Here is a 22,856-nt window from a genome sequence, read left to right as displayed (position 1 = left end):
GAACCGGTCCTCCGCCCTGGTTAGCGTCGGGAGCACGCAACCAGATCAGGGAGGTATCTGTGTTGATGTCCCGATCACGCACGCGCTGGGGGGTCGCGCTGGCCGTCGCGGGCCTCGTGGCCGGCGGCACGTCCGCCACCGCCGCTCCGGCACCCGCCGCCGCGTTACCCACCGCTCCACCGCACACCACCGGGGCGCGGGGCGGCGACCTGCCGCGCACCGTCACCCTCGTCACCGGCGACCGGGTCGTCGTGGCCGGCGACCGGCTCGTGTCGGTGACCCCCGGCCCCGGCCGGGAAGACCTCGTGTTCCACCGGTTCCACCGCGACGGGCGCCTGCACGTGGTGCCGCGCGACGCCGCCCGGCCGCTCGCCGAGGACCGGCTCGACCTGCGCCTGTTCGACGTCACCGGTCTGGTGGAGGCCGGCTACGACGACGCGCGGCGCGACACCGTGCCGCTGATCGTCACCGGGACCTCCGCGTCCGGCGCGCGGGTCACCCGCTCGCTGGCCGCGCTGGGCGCGGTGGCCGCCGAGGCGCCCAAGTCGGCGACCGCCCTGCCCGCGCTGCTCGCCGACCCCGGCGTCACCAAGGTGTGGCTGGACGGCAAGCGCGAGCCGACGCTGGACCGCTCCACCGCGCAGATCGGCGCGCCCACCGCGTGGGCCGCCGGGTACACCGGCACCGGCGTGAAGGTCGCCGTGGTGGACAGCGGCGTCGACCAGGACCACCCGGACCTGGTGGGCAGGCAGGTCGCCGAGCGCAACTTCACCGGCGACCCGGACGCCACCGACCTGGTGGGCCACGGCACGCACGTCGCCTCGACCGTCGCGAGCACCCGCGCGCCCCACCGGGGCGTCGCGCCGGACGCGCAGATCATCGACGCCAAGGTGTGCTCGGTGGCGGCCTGCCAGGAGTCCTGGATCGTCGACGGCATGACGTGGGCGGTCGAGCAGGGCGCGGACGTCCTCAACGTGAGCCTCGGCGGCACCGACAGCCCCGGCCTGGACCCGCTGGAGCAGGCCGTGGAGGCGCTGTCCGCGAGCAGCGGCGCGCTGTTCGTCATCGCCGCCGGCAACTCCGGGCGGCCCGGCACGATCGGTTCGCCGGGCAGCGCCGAGTCCGCGCTCACCGTGGGCGCGGTGGACCGCGACGACAGCATCGCGCCGTTCTCCAGCCGGGGCCCGCGCGTCGGCGACGGCGCGCCCAAGCCGGACGTCACCGCGCCCGGCGTGGGCATCGTGGCCGCCGAGGCGGACAGCGGCGGCGACCACGTCGCCATGTCCGGCACGTCCATGGCCACCCCGCACGTCGCGGGCGCCGCCGCGCTGCTCGCCCAGCAGCACCCCGACTGGACCGGCGCGCGGATCAAGGCCGCCCTCATGGCGACCGCGCGGCACAACGCCGAGCTGACCGCGTTCGACCAGGGCGCGGGCCGCGTCGACCTCGCGAAGGCGATCACCACCGCGATCACCGCCGACCCGCCGTCGCTGTCGTTCGGCTCGCAGCCGTGGCCGCACGACGACGACACCCCCGTCACCCGCGAGGTGTCGCTGCGCAACCCGGGCGCCGCGCCGGTCACGCTCGCGCTGACCGCCGACGCCGACGGGTCGGCCCCGGCCGGCCTGTTCACGGTCACCCCCGCCACCGTCACGATCCCCGCGGGCGGCGCGGCCACCGCGACCGTCACCGCCGACGCGCGGGTCGCCGGGGCCGATGGCGCGTACAGCGGCGCGCTCGTCGCGAGCGGCGACGGCGCGGAGCTGCGCGTGCCGCTCGGCGTGGACCGCGAGGTGGAGAGCTACGACGTGAGGTTCGACTTCGTCGACGCCGACGGCGCGCCCGCCGCCGACTACCTCGCGTTCGTCATCGGCCTGGACTCCGACACCGTCTCGGTGCTCACCGGCGAACCGGGCGGGACGACCGCGCGGCTGCCCAAGGGCGAGTACCTGGTGATCAACGAGGTGGCGACCGGCACGAGGCGGGCGCTGCTGCCGCGCCCCAGCCTGACCGTCACCGGCGACACCACCGTCACCGCGGACGCCCGCGCCGCGCGGCCGATCCGCGTGGGCTACCCGGACGCCGGGGCGACGCCGCGGGTGGCCGACCTGCTCGTCGTCCGCGAGCACCGGGGCCTGCTCCACGGCATCGGCACCGCGTTCCCCGGCGGGTACGGCGACGGCACGTCCATCGCGCACCTCGGCCCGGAGCTGCCCGCCGACGAGCTGGGCGTCCTCACCGGCGAGCAGGCGAGCGGCACGCCGGTGGACGGCACACCGGTGGGCTACCGGTTCGCGTGGCTCCACCGCGGCAAGGCGCCCACCGGCCTCGTCCGGTCCCCCGCCAAGCGGGACCTCGCCGAGGTGCGCACCGCGCTCGGCCCCGTGGCCGAGGGCTCGGACCTCCTCTACGGGGCGTTCCCGGTGCTGCCGCAGGGCATCAGCGGCCTCATCTGGGACGCCGACGTCGACACCCGGTCGATCGACTACGCCACCACCGGTGACGGGCTGCGCTGGGTGTTCTCGCCCTACCAGGTCCGCGACGGCGCGGGCGTGGCCGCGCAGTACTCGGAGCCGCTGGCGCTGCGCGCGGGTCGAGTGCACCGGGAGCGGTTCAACCACGCCGTGTTCGGGCCCACCCTGCCCGCCTCGGACAGGCCGTACCTGTCCCGGGCCGGCGACGTGATCGACTTCTCCGTGCCGGTGTTCGGCGACGGCGAGGGCCACACGGGCGGCGCGGCGCCCGCTTCCGCCCGCACCACCCTGCACCGGAACGGGGTGCTCGTCGGCGAGGAGCCGTACCCCGGCGGTGGGACGTTCGCCGTGCCGCCGGGTCCGGCGAGGTTCCGGATCGACACCGAGGTCGAGCGCGCGCCGGGCGTCTCGGAGTTCACCACCGCGGTGCGCTCGTCGTGGACGTTCCGCTCCGACACGGTGCCGGGCGCGGAAAGCCGGACGCTGCCGCTGACCGTGGTGCGGTTCGCGCCCGACCTCGACGACGCCACGGGCTCCGCGCCGCGCGGCCGGTTGCTGCGGGTGCCGCTCGTGGTGGAGCAGCAGGCCGCGGCGCGGGTCGACCGGCTCACCGTCGAGGTGTCGTTCGACGACGGGAAGTCGTGGTCGAAGGTGCCCGTCGCGGGCCGCACGGCGCTCGTGCGCAACCCCGGCGCGGCCGGGTTCGCCTCGTTGCGCGTCAGCGGCGCGGACCGGGCGGGCAACGGGTTCGAGCACACGCTGATCCGCGCTTACAAGATCGCCTAGCGCATCTCGACCGGGGAGGCACCCGCCATCGGGCGGGTGCCTTTCCGCACCAATGACAAACAGAAAGTGACTGCCCATAACTCTCATGGGCGAGCTAATCCCCCCTGAAGGGAGGCAGACCTCCCTCTTACGTGTGGATAGCGTCGGAAACGAGTCGGGGGGCTTCGTCACATCGGTTCACATCACGACCGCGGGTCAGCGGTGCCTTCCGGCTGCGCGTTCCACAGCGCGCACAACCAGATTCGGGAGGTATCTGTGTTGAGGACACGCACACGGGGTGCCGCGTGGGGAGCCGCCGTCCTGGCGGTCGGCCTCACCGCGGGCCCGGCCACGGGGGTGGCCGGCGCGGCACCGGAGCGGTCGTCGCCCGGCACCAGGGGCACCGGCTTCTCCGTCACGCTCATCACCGGCGACCGGGTCGTCGTGACCGGCGACGGCGCGCGCTCCGTCCAGGCCGGCCCCGGCCGGGCGAACACCGCGTTCACCACCTTCGAGCGCGACGGGCACCTGCACGTCGTGCCGAACGACGCCCTCGGCGCACTCGCCGGGGGCCGGCTCGACCCGCGCCTGTTCGACGTCACCGGCCTGCGCGACGCGGGCTACGACGACGCCCGGCGCGACACCCTGCCCCTCGTCGTCACCCGCGCCGGCGACGCGCGGCCCCGCGCCGCCGCCGGCGTCCACGTGACCCGCGACCTGCCCGCCGCGGGCGCGGTCGCGGCCCAGGCAGTCAAGGCCGAGGCCGCCACCGCGTACCGGGCCCTCGTCGACGACCCGGCCGTGCGGAAGGTCTGGCTCGACGGCGTCCGGAAGCAGGACCTGGACCGCTCCACCGCGCAGATCGGCGCGCCCGCCGCCTGGGAGGCCGGGTACACCGGCGCGGGCGTCAAGGTCGCCGTGCTCGACGGCGGCGTCGACGGCGACCACCCCGACCTGGCCGGCAGCGAGGTCGCCGAGCGGAACTTCACCGGCGACCCCGACGCCACCGACCTCGACGGCCACGGCACGCACGTCGCCGCGACCGTCGCAGGCTCGGGCCCCCGGTACCGGGGCGTCGCGCCGGACGCGCAGATCCTCGACGGCAAGGTGTGCTCGCAGGGCGGCTGCGCCGAGTCCTGGATCCTCGACGGCATGCAGTGGGCCGTCGAGGAGGGCGCCGACGTGGTCAACCTCAGCCTCGGCGGCACCGACGGCCCCGAGGTCGACCCGCTGGAGGAGGCCGTCGGCGCGCTGTCCGCGAGCAGCGGCGCGCTGTTCGTCATCGCCGCGGGCAACTCCGGCCGGCCCGGCTCCGTCGGCTCCCCCGGCAGCGCCGAGGCGGCGCTGACCGTCGGCGCGGTCGAGCGCGACGACGACATCGCGTCCTTCTCCAGTCGGGGCCCGCGCGTCGGCGACGGTGGTGTCAAGCCCGACATCACCGCGCCGGGCGTGGACGTCGTCGCCGCCAAGGCCGCCCGGGGCGTCATCGGCACCCCGGTCGGCGACGGTCACGTCGCCCTGTCCGGCACGTCCATGGCCACCCCGCACGTCGCGGGCGCCGCCGCGCTGCTCGCCCAGCAGCACCCCGACTGGACCGGCGCGCGGATCAAGGCCGCCCTCATGGCGTCGGCCGAGGCCAACCCGGAGCTGACCGCGTTCGACCAGGGCGCGGGCCGCGTGGACCTGGCCAGGGCGATCACCGCCGCCGTCGTCGCCGACCCGCCGTCGCTGTCGTTCGGCTCCCAGCCGTGGCCGCACGACGACGACACCCCCGTGACGAAGCAGCTGACCCTGCACAACACGGGCCCGCTGGCGGTCACCGCACCGGTGACCGTCGAGGCGACCGGCCCCGACGGGAAGCCCGCGCCGGCCGGCCTGTTCACCGCCGAACCCGCCACCGCCACCATCCCGGCGGGCGGTCGGGCCACCGTCACCGTCACCGCCGACACCCGCGCCGGCACGCTCGACGGCGCGTACTCGGGCGCCGTCGTCGTCGGCGACGCGCTGCGGGCACCGATCGGCGTCGACCGCGAGCCGGAGAGCTACGACATCACCACGCGGTTCGTCGACGCGACCGGCGGGAAGCCCTTCGCGCACTCCGGCGTGATCATCGGCCTGGACAACGCCGTGTTCACGTTCCTCGACGGCGACAGCGGCACCGTCACCACCCGCCTGCCCAAGGGCGAGTACACCGCGCAGGTCACCGTGATCAGCGGGGACCAGGAGAACCCGGCGTACGCGCTGCTGCCGCGGCCGAGCCTGTCCGTCACCAAGGCCGAGACCGTGGTGTTCGACGCGCGCGCCGCGAAACCGGTGGAGGTCACCGCGCCGGACCCCGGCGCCACACCGTCCATCGCGGACATCGGCGTCACCCGCACCCGCGGGGACCGCACGGCCGGCGTCGGCTCGGCGTTCATCGGCGGGTTCCCGGAATCGCTGACCCTCGCCCACACCGGTCCCGCGCTGCCCGACGACGAACTGGCCGTGTCGGTCGGCGCCCAGTACGAGGGCGTTCCGGTCGGCGACACCCCGGTGAACTACCGGTTCGCCTGGATCGAGCGCGGCGAGGTGCCCACCGGGTTCGTCCGGGCGCCCGCCGAGCGCGACCTCGCCGAGGTGCGCACCGCGTTCGGGCCCGTGCCCGAGGGCAGGCGGGTGCTGCACGGCGGCGTGGCGGTGAACCCGGACAGCGGCGGCGGCTGGGCCACCCTGTTCCCGGTGCCCCCCGGCGGCGAGGTGGTCGACCTCGTCACCGTCGAGGACTTCACCTGGACGTGGGCGGTCCTCCAGGTCTCGGGGGACTTCACGGTCGAGGCCGACTACGAGGCGGCGGGCGACCGCCCGTACCGCGCGGGCCGCACCTACCGGGAGCGGTTCCTGTCCCCGGTGTTCGGGCCCGGCCTGCCCGGGGAGCGCTACACCTACGCGGGACGCCTCGGCGACGAGGTCCAGGTCGGCGTCCCGCTGCTGAACGACTCCGCGAACCACCTCGGCGGCTCCGCCTACGCCACCGCGCGCACCGCGCTGTACCGCGACGGCGTGGAGGTCGGTTCGACGGCCCGCCCCAACGGCGTGTTCACCGTGCCCGCCGGCCCGGCCGGCTACCGGATCGAGGCCGACCTCACCCGCGCGCCGGGCGTCTCCGAGTTCGGCACGCGGGTCAGCGGCCGGTGGACGTTCCGCTCGGACACCGTGACCGGTGAGCGGGCGAAGCCCCTGCCGCTGTCGGTGGTGCGGTTCACGCCGGAGCTGGACGCGACCGGCGGCACGCCCGCCGGGCGGGTGCTGCGCGTGCCGCTGACCGTCGAGCAGCAGCACGGGGCCGACGCCGGCCGCGTGCGCGGCGTCCGGGTCGAGGTGTCGTTCGACGACGGGGAGTCGTGGTCGGCGGTGCCCGTGGTCGGGAACTCCGCGCTCGTGCGCAACCCCGCCGGGGCCGGGTTCGCGGCGCTGCGCGCCCGGGGCTCCGACAGCAGGGGCAACACGTTCGAGCACTCCGTGCTCCGGGCCTACCGGATCACCGGCTGAGCCGGTGGGAGGGGCGTCCGCGCCGGAGCCCCTCCCACCGCCCTTCCGTCAGGGCAGGCTCCCTCAGGGCAGGCTCCCTCAGGGCAGGCTCCCTCAGGGCAGGTTCGCGACCAGCTCCGCCGCCGGCACGCGGGTGCCGGTGTAGAACGGCACCTCCTCGCGCACGTGGCGGCGCGCCTCGGTGCCGCGCAGGTGCCGCATCAGGTCCACGATGCGGTGCAGCTCGTCCGCCTCGAAGGCGAGGATCCACTCGTAGTCGCCCAGCGCGAACGACGCGACCGTGTTCGCGCGCACGTCCGGGTAGTCCCGGGCCTCCTTGCCGTGGTCGGCGAGCATGCGGCGCCGGTCCTCGTCGGGCAGCAGGTACCACTCGTAGGACCGCACGAACGGGTACACGCAGACGTACTTGCGGGGGTCCTCGCCGGCCAGGAACGCCGGGATGTGGCTGCGGTTGAACTCGGCGGGCCGGTGCAGCGCCACCTGGCTCCACACCGGGGTCGAGGCGCGGCCCACCGCGGTGCGGCGGAACCCGGTGTACGCCTGCTGGACCTGCTCGACCTCCTCGGCGTGCCACCAGATCAGGTAGTCGGCGTCCGCGCGCAGACCGGCCACGTCGTACACCCCGCGCACCACGACGCCCTTGGCCTCCAGGCCGTCCAGGTACTCCTGGGCCTCCGCCGCGGCCGGGCCGCGGTCGTCGGGCAGGCGGCCGGGCTCCACCCGGAAGACCGACCACATGGTGTAGCGGATGGTGTCGTTGAGCTCGGTGTAGTTCAAGCGGGACATGCCGTCAATCCTCTCACTGCGGGTGGTCAGCGGACCCGGCCGAGCACGTGAGCGGCGACACGGGCCGCGGCCGCGTCGGCGGTCGCGACGCACGCCGGGATGCCCACGCCGTGCAGCGTCGCGCCCGCCACGGCCAGGCCGGGCACCTCCGCCACCGCGTCCTCGACGGCCCGGACCAGGTCGAGGTGGCCCACGCCGTACTGCGGCAGACCACCGCCCCACCGGGTGACGACGGCGTCGACGGGCACGGCCGTGACGCCGGCCAGCAGGGCCAGGTCGCGCCGGACCGCGGCGACCAGGTCCTCGTCGTCGCGCTGGAGCAGGTGCTCCTCGCCGTGCCTGCCGACGCTGCCGCGCACCAGCACCGGCTCGCCGGCCAGGTGCGCCCACTTGCGGCTGGAGAACGTGAACGCCTTCGCCGTGTACGGCACGCCGTCCGGGCCGCGCTCGCCCTCGGCCAGCAGCACGCCGGACCGCTCGGGCAGCGCCGTGCCGGGCGGCAGCGCCAGCGCCACCACGGCCATGGACGCCAGTTCCACCTCGGCGTAGCGGCGCGACGCGGCGGGCGCGACGTCGGCGAGCAGCTTGCGGGCCGACGGGGCGGGCACGGCGAGCACCACGCCGTCCACGTCGAGGGCCTCGGGCGCGGCGGGCGTGCCGATCTCCAGGCGCCAGCCGTGCTCACGGCGCAGCAGCGCGCGGACCGGCAGGCCGAGCCTCGTGCGGACGCCCGCCACCTCGGCCAGCCGGTGCACCAGGCTCGCCAGGCCGTCGCTGAGCGTGCCGAAGACCGGCGGTCGGGCGGCCCTCGGCTGGGGCGGGGCGGGCATCGTCGTCGCGGCGGCGGCCACCAGCGAGCCCACGCCCGAGTCGAGCGCGGTGGCCAGCTGCGGCATGGTCGCGCGCAGCCCGAGGGACTCGGTGCGGCCCGCGTACACGCCGCCCAGCAGCGGCCCCACCAGGCGGTCCCCCACCTCGGGGCCGAACCGCTCGGCCAGCAGCGCGCCGACCGCGACGTCCGCGCCGTCGAGGCGGATCGGCGGAAGCTCCGGTTCGGCGGCGACCCGGCGCACGCCCTCGTCGGACAGCACCTGGCGCACCGCCTCCACCGACGCGGGGACACCCATCAGGGTGTGCGCGGGGATCGGGCGGGTGCGGCCGGCGGCGTGGATGGTCGAGGGCGCGCCCGTGGGGTGCACGAGCCGGTCGGCCAGGCCCAGCTCGGCGACCAGCTCGGCCGCCTCGGGCCTGCGGTGCAGGAACGCCTCCGCGCCCACGTCGTAGGCGCGACCGCCGACCTCGGCGGTGCGCAGCTTGCCGCCCAGCCGGTCGGCCTGCTCGACGACGGTGATCTCCGCGTCCGGGCCGAGCAGGTGCCGCAACCGGTGCGCGGCGGCCAGGCCGGAGATCCCACCGCCGACCACCGCGACCCGCGACGGCCTCACCGCGCGGACCCGTGCACCATCTCGACGGCCCGGGTGATGACGTCCGGGTCGGTGTCGGGCAGCACGCCGTGGCCGAGGTTGAAGATGTGCCCGGCGGCGGCCCGGCCCTCCCGCTTGATGCGCTCGACCTCGCGCTCCAGCGCGGGCAGGCCCGCGAACAGCAGCGCCGGGTCCAGGTTGCCCTGCACGACCGGCTTGGGCAGGTGCGGCGCGGCCCGTTCGAGGCGCTCGACGGCCACGTCCAGCGGGGTGCGCCAGTCGACGCCCACCACGTCCGCGCCCGCCTCGCGCATCGCGGGCAGCAACTCGGAGGTGCCGACGCCGAAGTGGATGCGCGGCACCGACGTGACGCTGCCGAGGACCCGCGCGGAGTGCGGCAGCACGAACTCGCGGTAGTCGCGCTCGGACAGCGCGCCCGCCCACGAGTCGAACAGCTGCACCGCCTTCACGCCGGCCGTGACCTGCACGCGCAGGAACTCGGCGGTGATGTCCGCGAGGTGGCCGAGCAGGGCGTGCCACAGCTCGGGGTCGCCGTGCATGAGCGCCTTCGTGCGCTCGTGGTTCTTGCTGGGGCCGCCCTCGACCAGGTAGGAGGCGAGCGTGAACGGCGCGCCCGCGAACCCGATCAGCGGGACGCCGCCCAGGTTGTCGTTGAGCAGCCCGACGGCCTCGGCGACCGGCCGCACCTGCTCCTCGTGCAGCCGGGGCAGCGCGTCGACGTCCTGCCTGGTCCGCACCGGCTTCGCGACGACCGGCCCCGTGCCGGGCACGATGTCCAGGTCGATGCCCGCGGCCTTGAGCGGCACGACGATGTCGGAGAAGAGGATCGCGCCGTCCACGTCGTGGCGGCGGACCGGCTGGAGCGTGATCTCGCAGACCATCTCCGGGTCCAGGCACGCGTCCAGCATCGCGGTGCCTTCGCGCAGCTTGCGGTACTCGGGCAGCGAGCGACCCGCCTGCCGCATGAACCAGACCGGGGTGCGGGACGGCCGGCCGCCGCGCGCGGCGACGAGCAACGGGGCTTCGGTGATGTCGTTCATCTCGCCCCCCATCGTCCCACGTGGTGGTCGGCCGGCGTCGTCAGGTCCGGCGTCGTCGGGCCCGGCGTGCCGCACGCGCCCCGGGGCGTTCGGGGGCCTAAGGTCCGAGGTGTGACGGAGCCCGAACTCTTCCAGCGGGCGGTGGCGACGCTGCGTTCGGTGCGGACCCGGCCGGAGCTGGAGTTGACCGAGGTCCGGCCGCCGCAGCGGCTCGCGCCTTGGGCCTTCGCGTTGACCGCGGAGGTGACCGGGCCCGCGGACGAGCTGTCCACCGGCCGCCTGGTGCTGCTGCACGACCCGGACGGCGTCGACGCCTGGTCCGGCGTGTTCCGGCTGGTCGCCTACGTGCGCGTCGAGGTGGACGCGGAACTGGCGGCCGACCCCCTGCTGCCCGAGGTCGGCTGGTCGTGGCTGGTCGAGGCCCTGGACGTCGCCGGGGCCCCCTACCTGGCGCTGGGTGGCACCGTGACCCAGACGTCGTCGGCCCGCTTCGGCGACATCGCCGGCCCGGCCCGCACCGACGACCTGGAGCTGCGCGCCTCCTGGACGGCACGCGACGCCGACCTGAGCGCCCACGGCACCGCGTTCTACGACCTGATGGCCACCGCCGTGGGCCTCCCCCCGGTAGGCGTGACCACCCTCCGCTGATCCGGGAGCCCACCCCAGCCCCGCGAGTCGTACGTCCAGCCCCCGCGAGTCGTACGTTCAGGACCCGAGAGTCGTACGTTCAGGACCCGAGAGTCCAACGCTCAGGACCCGTGTGTTCTTCACTCGCGAGTAAAGAACATAGAGGCCCTGGGCGTCGGACTCTCGACACCTGGAGGTTGGACTCTCGGAGCCCGGGGGTTGGACTCTCCGGTCAGTCGTTGTCGCGCAGGACGCGCAGGGCGTTGCGGCCGGCGAGCTTGGCGCAGTCGTCCTCGCTCCACCCGCGGTCGAGGAGGGCGGCGAAGAGGTCGGGGTAGCAGGCGACGTCCTCCATCCCCTCGGGGAGCTGCCGCGTGCCGTCGTAGTCGCCGCCCAGGCCGATGTGGTCGATGCCGGCGACCTCGCGGGCGTGGTCCAGGTGCGCCAGGACGTCGTCCATGGTCACGCGCGGCGTCGGCTCGGGCCAGGTGTCGGCGAAGCGGTGGCGGGCGTCGAGGTCGTTGTGGTTCTCGCCGGCGGCCGTCATGGCCTCCTTGAGCCGCGCGTCCCACTCCACGTAGGGCTGCGACACGAAGTGCGGCACGAACGTCACCATGCACACGCCGCCGTTGCCGGCGAGGCGTTCGAGCACGTCGTCCGGCACGTTGCGCGGGTGGTCGGCCACCGCGCGGCACGACGAGTGGCTGAACACGACCGGCTTGGCGCTGACGTCGAGCGCGTCGCGCATGGTGGTGGCGGCGACGTGCGACAGGTCGACCAGCATGCCGATGCGGTTCATCTCCCGCACGACCTCGCGCCCGAACCCGGTCAACCCGCCGTGCACGGCCTCGTCGGTGGCCGAGTCGGCCCACGGGGTGTTCTCGTTGTGCGTGAGGGTCATGTAGCGCACGCCGAGCCGCCGCAAGGCGCGCAGCACGCCCAGCGACCCGTTGATGGAGTGCCCGCCCTCCGCGCCGATCAGCGAGGCTATCCGCCCGTCCTCGAACGCCCGTTCGGCCTCGTCGGCCGTCCGGGCGATCCTCAGGTGCTCCGGGTAGCGGGCGGCGAGGTCGTGGACCAGCTCCACCTGCTCCAGGACGGCGGTCACCGCTGCGTCACCCGCCAGCTTGCAGGGGATCCACACGGACCAGAACTGCATGCCCAGTCGGCCCTCGCGGGCGCGCACCAGGTCGGTCTGGAGCGCGGGCTGGCGCGTCGTCAGGTCGACGACGGATGCGCTCGCCGCGGGATGACCCGCCGTTGACTTTTCACCGAATTGCCCTCCGTCGACCAGGTCGCGCAGGGCCCACGGCAGGTCGTTGTGGCCGTCGACCAGTGGCACGCGGGCCAGCAGTTCCTCGGCCCTGCCCCGACTCGTGGTCCTCGACACGGGCAACTCCTAGATGTCGTCATGAGAACGGTTCGCGTTACACGACCTTCGCAGTTGTCCACCGATCGTGTGACAACGGGGGCCATCAGTGACAACTCGTTCGCGATAGATACCCGATTGATCGTCCCGTAGACCCGCTTGGGCGGCTACGCTGCCCCAGACGACACCACTTTCGGTCGATCAGTGGCGCGGCTGATTGGACGAAAGTCCCGGTGCCGGTCGGGGGGCACGACCGACTCCAGGGAGGTAGTGACGTGGCTGCCGTCGGCTTAGGTCAGGCCGTTCGTACCACGCCAACCGGCTCGTTGCCGGCGAACATGGTCCCGCACCCGCGGGAGGAGCTTTTTTCAGTGCTGGTGGTCGACGACCACCCACTGCTGAGGGAGGCGATATCGGCTCGGCTCACCCAGATGGGAGCCGGGACAGTGCATGAGGCGGCTTCGGTCGCGGAAGCTCGGGCGCGGGCTCTCGCAACCGGACCGTGCGATCTCGCGATCCTCGATCTGGGCCTGCCGGATGGCACCGGCATCGACCTGGTCACGGAACTCCGTGCCCAGGGCTGGCCCCGCATCGTGGTCCTCGCGTCCTCCGACGACCCCTACGCGGTCAGGTCGGCCTTCCAGGCGGGCGCCCAGGCGTACCTCCTGAAGTCCGCCTCTCCGATGGTGGTCACCGACGGGGTGCGCAGGGTCCTCGACGGCGGCGTCTACGCAGATCCGAGCGTCGCGCCCGTGCTCGCCGCGGGCACGAGGGTGCCGGGCACCGACAACACGCCGCGGGAACTCTCCGCGCGTGAGGTCGAGGTCCTCCAGCTGGTCGCCGATGGCCAGAGCAACAAGGAGATCGGCGAAGCGCTCAGCCTTTCCGCGTTGACGGTGAAGTCCCACCTGTCGCGGATCGGGCGCAAGCTGGGCACCGGGGATCGGGCTCAGATGGTCGCGCTGGCCATGCGTGCCGGCGTGATCCGCTGAGGCGGGTCGCCACACTGAACCGGCCGAACACACCCGCGAGTGGTGCGTTCGTCGTAGGGTCATCCGCCGTGGACGTACCCTCCGACGAGCCAACCGAACCAACCGGAGCTGATCCGGTGCCGCTGGTGGAACCCGCTGACGGGGTTCCACCCGTCGTCGCCGACGCTCCGTCGCTCCGGCGTGCCGCTGATGCGCTCGCCGGGGCGGCGGGTCCGGTCGCGGTGGACACCGAGCGCGCCTCGGGCTACCGCTACTCGCAACGTGCCTACCTGGTGCAACTGCGCCGGGCAGGCGCCGGGACCGTGCTGGTCGACCCGATCGCCCTGGGCGGTCGGCTCGATCCGCTGGTCGAGGCGCTGGACGGGACCGAGTGGGTGTTGCACGCAGCGTCGCAAGACCTGCCGTGCCTCGCCGAACTCGGGCTGCGCCCGAGCACGTTGTTCGACACCGAGCTGGCGGGCAGGCTGGCCGGTTTCGAGCGAGTGGCGCTGGGCACGCTCGTCGAGCGGTTGTTGGGCTACAGGCTGGAGAAGGGGCACGGTGCGGCCGACTGGTCGCGCCGGCCCCTTCCCGCCGACTGGCTCAACTACGCCGCTCTCGACGTGGAACTGCTGGTCGAGCTGCGCGATGTGCTCGAACAGGAACTGAAGCGGCAGGGGAAGCTGGAGTGGGCCCTCGAGGAGTTCGAGGCAGCCCGCACGGCGCCCCTGCCGCGTCCGCGTGCGGAGCCGTGGCGCCGCACGTCGGGCATCCACCGCATCCGCAACCCGCGGCAGCTGGCCGCCGTGCGGGCGCTGTGGGAGGCGCGTGACGCGCTGGCCCGGGAGCGCGACATCGCGCCGGGCCGGGTGCTGCCGGACAGCGCCCTGGTCGAGGCGTCCGTGCGCGGTCCGGCCGACGAGGCCGCGCTGCTGGCGCTCCCCGTGTTCCGGGGTCGGGCGCAGCGGCGCCTGGTGTCGGTCTGGCTCGGCGCCCTGCAGAAGGCCGCCGCCCTGCCGCGCGCCGAACTGCCCGAGCCCTCGCAGCAGCACGACGGCCCGCCGCCGGCCAACCGCTGGTCCGACAAGGACCCGGCCGCCGCCGCCCGGCTCGCCGCCGCGCGCACCGCGCTCAACGCCATCGCCGAGGCCAACACCCTGCCGGTGGAGAACCTGCTGCTGCCGGACCTGGTGCGCCGCACCTGCTGGCAGCCGCCGGCCGACCTCTCCCCCGCCGGCGTGGCCTCCACCCTCCGGGAGGGCGGCGCGCGCTCCTGGCAGGTGGACCTCACCGCGACGGCCCTGGCCGAAGCACTGGCCACGCCACCGCCCGCCTGACCGCACCGGGTTCACGAACGCACGACACGCGGGTCCCGAACGCACGACACGCGCGGGCCGGACTTACGACACGCGCGTGTCGTGCGTTCGCGCCGGGCGTGTCGTGCGTTCGGGGCCCTTGAGACCCACGTTCAGGGACAGGGCGGTCGGGGGGCGGTACGGCGTTGGGCCGCGTGGCGGCGGGCCAACCTGCGCACGGCCGCCAGGGCCGCGTCGCCCAGCACCGTGCCCACGGCGACCATCTCCAGGGCCGCGTCCTGCGACGGCGCCGTCATGACCCAGTCCAGGTCGCGCTCGGAGATGTCGACGCACGCCCGCGCGTAGTCGTCCAGCACGTCGACGAACGTGTCCTGACCGACCTGGCGGGCCGTGGTGAGCACGTTGACCAGCGTCGCGTAGACGCCCGAGTCCTCCTCCAGCTCCCACCCGTGCCGCGTCACGAACTCGCGCACCCACTCGTGCGCCACCTCGTCCGACGACGGTTCGCCGTCCAGCGCCACGACGGCCTTCTCGACCGTGCCCATGGCCTTGTAGAGCGACTTGTCGGGGTCGTCGAGCGCCCCGAGCACGTCGCGCGCGGCCGAGATCGACAACCCGCCCACCTCCACGAGCGCGCGCACGAGCCGCAGCCGGTGCAGGTGCTCCTCCGAGTAGCGGGCCTGGTTCGGGCTGGTCCGCTCACCGGCCGGGAGCAGCCCTTCCCGCAGGTAGTACTTGATCGTCGGCACCGGCACACCGCTGCGGTTGCTCAACTCGGCTACGCGCACGCTGCGAAACCCCTTCCCGAGACGGCCCCAGGTATGGATACTGTAGCTATCCGATAGTAGAAAGTGCCACTATCCATATGAGGAGCCGACCGTGACCCGCCTGCTGCGCTGGCACCCACCCCTGATGCTGTTCTCCCTGCTGATGACCGCCTTGGCGCTGCTCTCCGCGGGCGGCCTGCTCGTGGACGACCGCATTCTGGCGGGGTCCCCCATCTGGTTCAAGCCGTTCAAGTTCAGCGTCTCCCTGGTCGTCTACGGCGTGACGCTGGCCTGGATGCTCACCTTCGTCACCCGCTTCCGGCGGCTCGCGTGGTGGGCGGGCACCGCGATCGCCGTCGCCGGCAGCGTCGAGATGACGATCATCATCACGCAGGTGCTGCGCGGCAGGCGCAGCCACTTCAACGTGGCCACGGCACTGGACGCCACCCTGTACTCGGTCATGGCCACGACGATCGTGACGCTGTGGGCGATGCACGCCATCATCGCGGTCGCCCTGGTGTCCACGCGCTTCGAGGACCGCGCCGCGGGCCTGGCGATCCGCCTCGGCCTGGGTCTCGCGCTGGTCGGCCTCGCGGTCGGCTTCCTCATGACGCAGCCCGCTCCCGGCCAGGACCCGGCGGCCGGCGTCGTGGGCGCGCACAGCGTCGGCGTGCCGGACGGCGGCCCCTACCTGGCGGCCACGGGCTGGAGCACGACGGGCGGGGACCTGCGCGTCCCGCACTTCGTGGGCATCCACGCCCTCCAGGTGCTGCCGCTGGTGGTGCTGCTGCTCCGCCGGCGCGCGAACACGGCACTGGTCTGGGGTGCCGCGATCGGCTACGCGGGGTTGATGGCCCTGGTCACGTGGCAGGCGCTGCGCGGCCAGCCGCTGCTGCGACCGGACGCCGCGACGTGGGCGGGCGCGGCGGCCGTGCTGGCGTGGACGGGCGCCTCGACGACGTGGGCGCTGCGCCGCCGACCGGCCCCGCCCGCGCCGAGCACGCCCGAGCGGGAGGCGGTGCCGGCATGACCGGGTTCCTGTTCGAGATCACGTTCTGGCTGGTCGCGCCGTTCTGGGCGCTGATGGTGTTCGCCCCGAAGTGGTCGTGGACCCACCGGATCGCGTCATCGCCGCTGATCGTCGTGCCGGCGCTCGTGGTCTACACCGTCCTCGTCGCCGGGCACCTGCCCGAGTTGTGGGCGACGATGAGCGACCCGGACCTGGGCACGCTCCGCGAGTTCGCCGGCTCCTCGTGGGGCGCGGCGGCGATCTGGGCGCAGGTGCTCGCGTGGGACCTGCTGATCGGGGTGTGGATGTTCCGGGAGAGCCGCCGGCTGGACCTGCACCCCCTGCTCATGGGTCCCCTGCTGGTGTTCACGATCATCTTCTCGCCCTTCGGGTTCGCGATCTTCCTGGTGATCAGGTACGCCTGTGACGGACCTGACAGGGCCACCACTGTGGTTACCGGTCAGTAACAGGGGCTAGAGTTGTGTTACCGATCGGTAGGAGAGGAGACGCCGTGGCCGCACCAGTAGCGCCGGCACGCGTTCGCAACGTGGTCTTCGTGGATGGCGTGCGCACGCCGTTCGGCAAGGCCGGCCCCAAGGGAATCTTCGCGGAGACGCGTGCCGACGACCTGGTGGTCAAGGTCATCCGCGAGCTGTTGCGCCGCCACCCCGAGCTGCCCCCGGAGCGGGTCGACGAGGTGGCCATCGCGGCCACCACGCAGATCGGCGACCAGGGCCTGACCATCGGCCGCACCGCGGCGCTGCTCGCGGGCCTGCCGAAGTCCGTGCCCGGCTACGCCGTGGACCGCATGTGCGCGGGTGCCATGACGGCCGTGACGACGTCGGCCAGCGGCATCGCGTTCGGCGCGTACGACGTGGTCATCGCGGGCGGCGTCGAGCACATGGGCCGGCACCCGATGGGCGAGGGCGTCGACCCGAACCCGCGGTTCCTGTCCGACCGGATCGTCGACCCGTCGGCGCTGGTCATGGGCTCGACGGCGGAGAACCTGCACGACCGCTTCCCGCACATCACCAAGGAGCGGACGGACGCCTACGCGGCCGCCTCGCAGGCCAAGTACGCCGACGCGGTGAAGAACGGCAAGATCGGCCCCGAGTTCGTGCCGGTCGCGACCCGTTCCGCCGAGCACGGCTGGGGCCTGGCCACGGCCGACGAGCCGCCGCGCCCCGGCACCACCGTCGAGGACCTGGCGAAGCTCAAGACGCCGTTCCGCCCGCACGGCCGGGTCACCGCGGGCAACGCGGCCGGCCTGAACGACGGCGCGACCGGCTGCATCCTGGCCGAGGAGGAGACCGCCCGCGAACTGGGCCTGCCGATCGGCATGCGCCTGGTGGGCTACTCGTTCCTGGGCGTCGAGCCCGACGTCATGGGCATCGGCCCGGTCCCGGCGACGGAGAAGGCGCTCAAGCGCGCCGGCCTGACCATCGAGGACATCGGCCTGTTCGAGATCAACGAGGCGTTCGCCGTGCAGGTGCTCGCCTTCCTCGACCACTTCGGCATCGCCGACGACGACCCGCGCGTCAACCAGTGGGGCGGCGCGATCGCCACCGGCCACCCGCTCGCCTCCTCGGGCGTGCGGCTGATGACGCAGCTGTCGCGGCAGTTCGCCGAGCGCCCCGACGTGCGCTACGGCATCACCACCATGTGCATCGGCATCGGCATGGGCGGCACCGTGATCTGGGAGAACCCCCACTGGAACGGAGAGGCCAAGTGACCACGTTGACCGCCGACGAGGCCAAGGCCCTGTTCCCGGACGAGGTCGTGACCGTCGCGAAGACCCGGCTCGTGTCCGTGCCCGGCGTGGCCGGGCAGGTCGCCCTCATCACCATCGACAACGGCCACGACCACACGCGGCCGTCCACGTTCGGCCCGCAGTCCCTGGTCAGCCTGAGCGCCGCGTTCGACGAGGCCGCGGCCGCGGAGCCGGCGGCCATCGCCGTCACCGGCAAGCCGTTCGTGTTCGCCGTGGGCGCCGACCTGACCGCGGTGGAGGGCGCGTCGCGGCGCGAGCAGGCCGTGACCATCGGTCGGCTCGGGCACGACGTGTTCCGCAAGTTCACCGAGTCGACCATCCCGACCTTCGCGTTCGTCAACGGCGCGGTCATGGGCGGCGGCCTGGAGCTGGCGCTGTCGTGCCACTACCGGACGCTGGCGTCCAACGCGGCGGCCATCGCGCTGCCCGAGGTGTTCCTGGGCCTGTTCCCGGGCTGGGGTGGCACGCAGCTGCTGCCGAACCTGATCGGCGCGAACGACGCGGTCACCGTGATCTTCGAGAACGCGCTGAACCAGAACAAGATGCTCAAGCCGAAGCAGGCGCTGGACCTGGGCATCGTCGACGTGCTGTTCGACTCGGCGGACTACCTGGAGCAGTCGCTGCTGTGGCTGTCGTCCGTGGTGCGCGGCGACGTGGCGCCGGTTCGCAAGGAGATCGACCGCGGCGAGGCGTGGGACGCGGCCGTGACCCGTGCCCGCGCGATCGTCGAGGGCAGGACCAAGGGCGCGGCGCCCGGCGCGCTCAAGGCCCTGGAGCTGCTGGAGCTGGCCCGGGAGAACGACCTGGACCGCGGGTACGCGGCCGAGACCGAGGCGCTGGCCGACGTCGTGATGAGCGACGAGCTGCGCGCGGGCCTGTACTCGTTCAACCTGGTGCAGAAGCGGGCCAAGCGGCCGGCCGGCGCGCCGGACAAGTCCCTGGCGCGCAAGGTCACCAAGGTCGGCATCGTCGGCGCGGGCCTGATGGCCTCGCAGATGGCGCTGCTGTTCGCCCGCAGGCTGGAGGTGCCCGTCGTGCTGACGGACGTCGACCAGGCGCGCGTGGACAAGGGCGTCGGCTACGTGCACGCCGAGGTCGACAAGCTGCTGGGCAAGAAGCGGGTGTCGCCGGACAAGGCGAACCGGCTCAAGGCCCTGGTCACCGGCTCGCTGGACAAGGCGGCGTTCGCCGACGCGGACTTCGTCATCGAGGCCGTGTTCGAGGACCTGGCCGTCAAGCAGAAGGTGTTCGCCGAGGTCGAGGAGCACGTCTCCGCCGAGGCGGTGCTGGCGACCAACACGTCGTCGCTGTCGATCACCGACATGGCGGCGGGCCTGAAGCACCCCGAGCGGGTCGTGGGCTTCCACTTCTTCAACCCGGTCGCGGTCATGCCGCTGCTGGAGATCGTGCGCGCCGGGCGGACCGACGACGCGACGCTCGCCACCGCGTTCGCCGTGGGCAAGCAGCTGAAGAAGTCGTCGGTGCTCGTCAAGGACGCCCCGGCGTTCGTGGTGAACCGGCTGCTGACCCGCTTCATGGGCGAGGTCGTGAAGTCGATCGACGAGGGCACCCCGTTCGAGGTGGCGGACAAGGCCACCGAGCCGCTGGGCCTGCCCATGTCGCCGCTGGTGCTGCTCCAGCTCGTCGGCCCCGCCGTGGCGCTGCACGTGGCCGGCACGATGCACGGCGCGTTCCCGGACCGCTTCGGCGTCTCGGAGAACATGAAGCGCTTCGTCGAGGCCGGCAAGACGGCGGTCTGGCAGTGGGACGCCACCGGCAAGCAGACCGTGGACCCCGAGGTCCAGGAGCTGTGGCAGTTCGGCGACAAGCCGCTCACCGGCGACGAGGTCTTCAACCGGGCCCTGGAGGCCCTGGCCGAGGAGATCCGCATCATGCTCGACGAGGGCGTGGTGGCCGAGGCGCAGGACATCGACCTGTGCATGATCCTCGGCGCGGGCTGGCCGTTCTGGCTGGGCGGCATCACCCCGTACCTGGACCGCTCGGGCATCTCGGAGAAGGTGACGGGCAAGCGTTTCCTGGCCCCCGGCGTCGCCTCCGTGCCGGCCTGACCTCCGTCCACAGCGCACCCCCGTCATCCACCAGGGTGACGGGGGTGCGCTGTTCGCGGGAGAACCGGACCGGACCGCGCCGCCGCCGGCAGGTGGTCCGCGACGGCCGGGTGGACCGCCGCACGGCGGTCGTCCGCCTCTGACACCGACTCTGACACCGAGTGGTCGCCCGTTGGTGCTGCCGGTTACCGCCGGCGCGCAGCCGGGTGAGTGGTCCTCGCAACCCGTTGCCAAGACCCGATCTTGGTGGCATGAGCCCTCAACGCCGAAGAGCCCGCGCCCGCCGCCCGCACCCCGACCCCGTGCGGGTGGAGGAGCTGGTCGCGTTCCTGCGGTCCGACCGCGGCTGGCGCGACGAGGTGGCGCACCGCCTCGTCGCCAAGCTGGACCAGCGACTCGTGCGGTCGGTGCGCGCGTGCGGATGCCGGCCCATCGCGCACGTCGCCGAGCAGCTCGACAGCCAGGCGTGCGTCGACCTCGGCCCCGGTGCCCCCTACCAGCTGGCCAAGGCCGTGTACGGGCAGGTGAGGTTGCGCGGTGCCGCCCGGCTGCGCCAGACCGCGCGCAGCCTCCGCGTGCTCGGCGTCTACCTGTGCGGCAGCGACCTGGCGCACTGCCCGTGCACCGAGGCCCTCGCCCGCGACCCGCAGCAGGCGCGCGTGGACCGCGTCGTCACGGGCGCCCTGGACGGTGCGGGCTTCTAGCGATGAGTTTCACCCGTGTGGTTCAGGGCAACTCGGTCACCGTGGGTGAGATCCGGATAGGCACCTCGGGCTGGCACTACCCGCAGTGGCGCGGGGACTTCTACCCGCGCGGCCTCCAGCAGCGCCTGGAGCTCCAGTTCCTGTCCCGCCGGTTCGACACCGTCGAGGTCAACGGCTCGTTCTACGGCCTGCGCAGGCCGACCGACTACGCGTCGTGGTCCGCGCGCACGCCCGACGACTTCGTGTTCGCCGTGAAGGGCCACCGCGAGATCACGCACCACAAGCGGCTGCGCGACGTCGGCGACGACCTGCGCGAGTTCTACGACTCCGGCGTGCTCGACCTGGGCCCCAAGCTCGGCCCCGTCCTGTGGCAGCTGCCGCCGACGCTGCCGTGGCGGCCCGAGCGGCTCGCGGCGTTCCTCGACCAGCTCCCGCCGGTCCGCCACGCCCTGGAGATCCGCCACCCCACGTGGGACAACCCCGAGCTGGTCGAGATGCTGACCGAGCACGGGGTGGCGCTGTGCGCGGCGGAGTCGGCGGGCCGCTTCCCCGAACCGGTCGAGCCGACCGCGGACTTCGCCTACGTGCGCCTGCACGGCGACCGCGAGCTGTACAAGAGCGCCTACTCGGACGAGGCGCTGGACAAGTGGGCGTCCCGCGTCCGCGAGTGGGCGAAGTCCCGCGACGTCTACGTCTACTTCGACAACACCATGGACAACGCCGCGCCGCACGACGCCCTCGCGCTGGCTCAGCGGCTGAGCTGAGGCACCCGGTCCAGCACGATGCCGAAGTGCTCGGCGTAGGCGGCGAGCAGCGCGTCGTCGTCCAGGTCCTCCACGAGCTTCTCGTCGCCCCTCGTGGTGATCAGCTTCGAGCCGGCGACGGTCACCCGCCCCTCGGCGGTGGGCAGCGAGCAGGTCGCGCCGCGCCGGAACGGCGACCCCGGCCACGTCTGCTGGTACCAGCACGTGGCCCGGAACTCCGCCAGCTCCCGGGGCCGCTGCTCGAACCGGTACTGCGGCACCCCGTCGAACAGCACGTCCACGTCGCCCTCGGGGGTGTCGACGAGCCGGAACACGCCGATCGGGTCGTGCTGGTCCTCCCGGCTGGTGATGTCCAGCGGTCGCAGCGCGAACCGGCCGAACCCCACGTCGACCAGCAGGTTCCCGACGCGCAGCGCCAGGTGGTCGAACGGCGGCCCGTACGCGCCGTCGCCGAAGACCTTCGCCGACAGCAGCGCCACGTCGTGCCCGAGCGCGCGGAGCAGCGCGGCGAACGCCCCGTTGAGCTCGTAGCAGAACCCGCCGCGGCGCCGGTTCACGACCTTGTCCACCAGCGCGTCCTCGTCGAGGCTGATCTCCTCCCCGAGGTGGATGGACAGGTTCTCGAAGGGCACGGTCGCGAGGTGGCGTTCGTGCAGTTCGACCAGGGTGGAGGCGCGGGTCGCGCCGATGCGGTCGAGGTAGGCGTCCAGCGTGCGTTCGTCCATGTGATCACCGTGGCCCCTCAGGTGCGCTGGAGGTCAAGCGGGATTCCACCACGCCTCCACGGAGCCGTCGTCGTCGACGAGGAACACGGACAACCGCATCGCCACCAGCGTCGTGTCGATGCTCCGCAGCAGGGCGCGGTAGGTCCGCGCGTCGGGCAACGCCAGGGCGACCCGGTCCTCGCCGTGTTCCTTCCGCAGTTGGAGCACCTTCACCACGGCCCCGGCGAACCACTGCCGGGCCTGGGTCGCCGGGTGGGTGGGCTTGGTCTCGTGCGCCCGCCGCAGGTCGGCGTACGAGGTGGACGGATAGCCCTTGACCTCGACGTGCAGCAACATCCCATCACGCTCGGCCACGATGTCGGTGCCGTGCTCGCGGGACGCGGTGTCGGCGATTCGCCGCAGGTTCCACCCCTCCGCCGCCAACCAGGCGGCGACGCGTGACTGGGTCGACGCCTCGTCACGGTCGGTCCCAGCCGGCGCCGGCGTCACGGCGGGGGTGGACGGTGCGGGGCCGTCGAGCACGCGGCGGTCGTCGGGCAAGCGATTGCGGATGGGCTTGGCCGCGTCGTCCCGGACGATCCGGCCGTTCGCCGCCAACGCCCGACAGCACTGGTTGACCTGCTGGTGGACCACGTGCAGCGCACCAGCGACCTCGGCATCCGACAAACCACCGGGGTGGTCGGCGAGCAGGGCCAGGACGCGGTCCGCGAGCTTCACACCGGACAT

Annotated in this window: 18 protein-coding genes; 11 read left to right on the top strand and 7 right to left on the bottom strand. The window is 73.5% G+C overall.

Annotated features, from left to right (window positions below; all coding sequences use genetic code 11):
- The first annotated feature begins 65 nt into the window (after positions 1 to 65).
- The gene (locus tag J2S66_RS00280; RefSeq protein WP_310302121.1) at positions 66 to 3,260 is read left to right on the top strand and encodes a S8 family serine peptidase; all 3,195 of its coding nucleotides are present in this window, start codon (positions 66 to 68) and stop codon (positions 3,258 to 3,260) included.
- 255 nt (positions 3,261 to 3,515) lie between these two features.
- Positions 3,516 to 6,767, top strand: a complete 3,252-nt coding sequence (locus J2S66_RS00275; protein WP_310302118.1) for a S8 family serine peptidase — start codon at positions 3,516 to 3,518, stop codon at positions 6,765 to 6,767.
- Positions 6,768 to 6,860: 93 nt separating this feature from the next.
- Here the strand turns inward: J2S66_RS00275 and hemQ are convergent, their stop codons facing one another.
- From hemQ to hemE, 3 genes are read right to left on the bottom strand one after another with little or no spacing between them, the layout of a single operon-like run.
- Positions 6,861 to 7,553: a hydrogen peroxide-dependent heme synthase gene (hemQ, locus tag J2S66_RS00270; RefSeq protein WP_310302115.1), complete on the bottom strand. Its 693-nt coding sequence runs from the start codon at positions 7,551 to 7,553 to the stop codon at positions 6,861 to 6,863.
- Positions 7,554 to 7,579: 26 nt separating this feature from the next.
- The gene (gene hemG / locus J2S66_RS00265; protein WP_310302113.1) at positions 7,580 to 8,998 is read right to left on the bottom strand and encodes a protoporphyrinogen oxidase; all 1,419 of its coding nucleotides are present in this window, start codon (positions 8,996 to 8,998) and stop codon (positions 7,580 to 7,582) included.
- The gene (gene hemE / locus J2S66_RS00260) at positions 8,995 to 10,050 is read right to left on the bottom strand and encodes a uroporphyrinogen decarboxylase (RefSeq protein ID WP_310302110.1); all 1,056 of its coding nucleotides are present in this window, start codon (positions 10,048 to 10,050) and stop codon (positions 8,995 to 8,997) included. The genes hemG and hemE overlap by 4 nt, the downstream gene beginning before the upstream one ends.
- Before the next feature lie 99 nt (positions 10,051 to 10,149).
- On the opposite strand from hemE, the gene J2S66_RS00255 reads away from it, so the two are divergent.
- Positions 10,150 to 10,686: a DUF3000 domain-containing protein gene (locus tag J2S66_RS00255; RefSeq protein ID WP_310302107.1), complete on the top strand. Its 537-nt coding sequence runs from the start codon at positions 10,150 to 10,152 to the stop codon at positions 10,684 to 10,686.
- A gap of 211 nt (positions 10,687 to 10,897) precedes the next feature.
- On the opposite strand, the gene J2S66_RS00250 is transcribed toward J2S66_RS00255, so the two are convergent.
- Positions 10,898 to 12,055, bottom strand: coding sequence for a dipeptidase (locus tag J2S66_RS00250; RefSeq protein ID WP_310302104.1), 1,158 nt, complete (start codon positions 12,053 to 12,055; stop codon positions 10,898 to 10,900).
- A gap of 254 nt (positions 12,056 to 12,309) precedes the next feature.
- Between J2S66_RS00250 and J2S66_RS00245 the strand changes: the two genes are divergently transcribed.
- Together J2S66_RS00245 and J2S66_RS00240 are read left to right on the top strand one after the other, a co-directional pair.
- Complete coding sequence (locus J2S66_RS00245; protein ID WP_425566336.1) at positions 12,310 to 13,026, top strand: response regulator; 717 nt, start codon at positions 12,310 to 12,312, stop codon at positions 13,024 to 13,026.
- A gap of 68 nt (positions 13,027 to 13,094) precedes the next feature.
- Complete coding sequence (locus J2S66_RS00240) at positions 13,095 to 14,342, top strand: HRDC domain-containing protein (protein ID WP_310302101.1); 1,248 nt, start codon at positions 13,095 to 13,097, stop codon at positions 14,340 to 14,342.
- A 131-nt stretch (positions 14,343 to 14,473) separates the two neighbouring features.
- On the opposite strand, the gene J2S66_RS00235 is transcribed toward J2S66_RS00240, so the two are convergent.
- Complete coding sequence (locus tag J2S66_RS00235; RefSeq protein ID WP_310302098.1) at positions 14,474 to 15,109, bottom strand: MerR family transcriptional regulator; 636 nt, start codon at positions 15,107 to 15,109, stop codon at positions 14,474 to 14,476.
- Positions 15,110 to 15,200: 91 nt separating this feature from the next.
- Between J2S66_RS00235 and J2S66_RS00230 the strand changes: the two genes are divergently transcribed.
- The 6 genes from J2S66_RS00230 to J2S66_RS00205 all read left to right on the top strand — a co-directional run bounded on the left by J2S66_RS00230 (position 15,201) and on the right by J2S66_RS00205 (position 21,405).
- Positions 15,201 to 16,118 (top strand): hypothetical protein, encoded by a 918-nt coding sequence (locus J2S66_RS00230; protein WP_310302096.1) that lies wholly within the window; start codon positions 15,201 to 15,203, stop codon positions 16,116 to 16,118.
- Positions 16,115 to 16,564 (top strand): ABA4-like family protein, encoded by a 450-nt coding sequence (locus J2S66_RS00225; protein ID WP_310302093.1) that lies wholly within the window; start codon positions 16,115 to 16,117, stop codon positions 16,562 to 16,564. Before J2S66_RS00230 ends, J2S66_RS00225 begins: the two co-directional genes overlap by 4 nt.
- 44 nt (positions 16,565 to 16,608) lie before the next feature.
- Positions 16,609 to 17,829 carry a thiolase family protein gene (locus tag J2S66_RS00220; protein WP_306750313.1) on the top strand — a complete coding sequence of 407 codons (1,221 nt, stop codon included), beginning with the start codon at positions 16,609 to 16,611 and terminating at the stop codon, positions 17,827 to 17,829.
- Positions 17,826 to 19,937, top strand: coding sequence for a 3-hydroxyacyl-CoA dehydrogenase NAD-binding domain-containing protein (locus J2S66_RS00215; RefSeq protein WP_310302091.1), 2,112 nt, complete (start codon positions 17,826 to 17,828; stop codon positions 19,935 to 19,937). The genes J2S66_RS00220 and J2S66_RS00215 overlap by 4 nt, the downstream gene beginning before the upstream one ends.
- 251 nt (positions 19,938 to 20,188) lie before the next feature.
- Positions 20,189 to 20,641, top strand: coding sequence for a hypothetical protein (locus tag J2S66_RS00210; RefSeq protein ID WP_306750315.1), 453 nt, complete (start codon positions 20,189 to 20,191; stop codon positions 20,639 to 20,641).
- A gap of 2 nt (positions 20,642 to 20,643) precedes the next feature.
- Complete coding sequence (locus J2S66_RS00205) at positions 20,644 to 21,405, top strand: DUF72 domain-containing protein (RefSeq protein WP_310302087.1); 762 nt, start codon at positions 20,644 to 20,646, stop codon at positions 21,403 to 21,405.
- Here the strand turns inward: J2S66_RS00205 and J2S66_RS00200 are convergent.
- Together J2S66_RS00200 and J2S66_RS00195 are read right to left on the bottom strand one after the other, a co-directional pair.
- Positions 21,390 to 22,130 (bottom strand): arylamine N-acetyltransferase family protein, encoded by a 741-nt coding sequence (locus tag J2S66_RS00200; protein ID WP_310302085.1) that lies wholly within the window; start codon positions 22,128 to 22,130, stop codon positions 21,390 to 21,392. The genes J2S66_RS00205 and J2S66_RS00200 overlap by 16 nt on opposite strands.
- Before the next feature lie 33 nt (positions 22,131 to 22,163).
- Entirely contained in the window at positions 22,164 to 22,847 is a 684-nt protein-coding gene (locus J2S66_RS00195; RefSeq protein ID WP_310302082.1) for a hypothetical protein, read from the bottom strand.
- Between the last annotated feature and the right edge of the window lie 9 nt (positions 22,848 to 22,856).

Source organism: Saccharothrix longispora (assembly GCF_031455225.1).
Taxonomy (GTDB): Bacteria; Actinomycetota; Actinomycetes; order Mycobacteriales; family Pseudonocardiaceae; genus Actinosynnema; species Actinosynnema longispora.
This window is presented reverse-complemented; position numbering and strand designations above follow the sequence as displayed.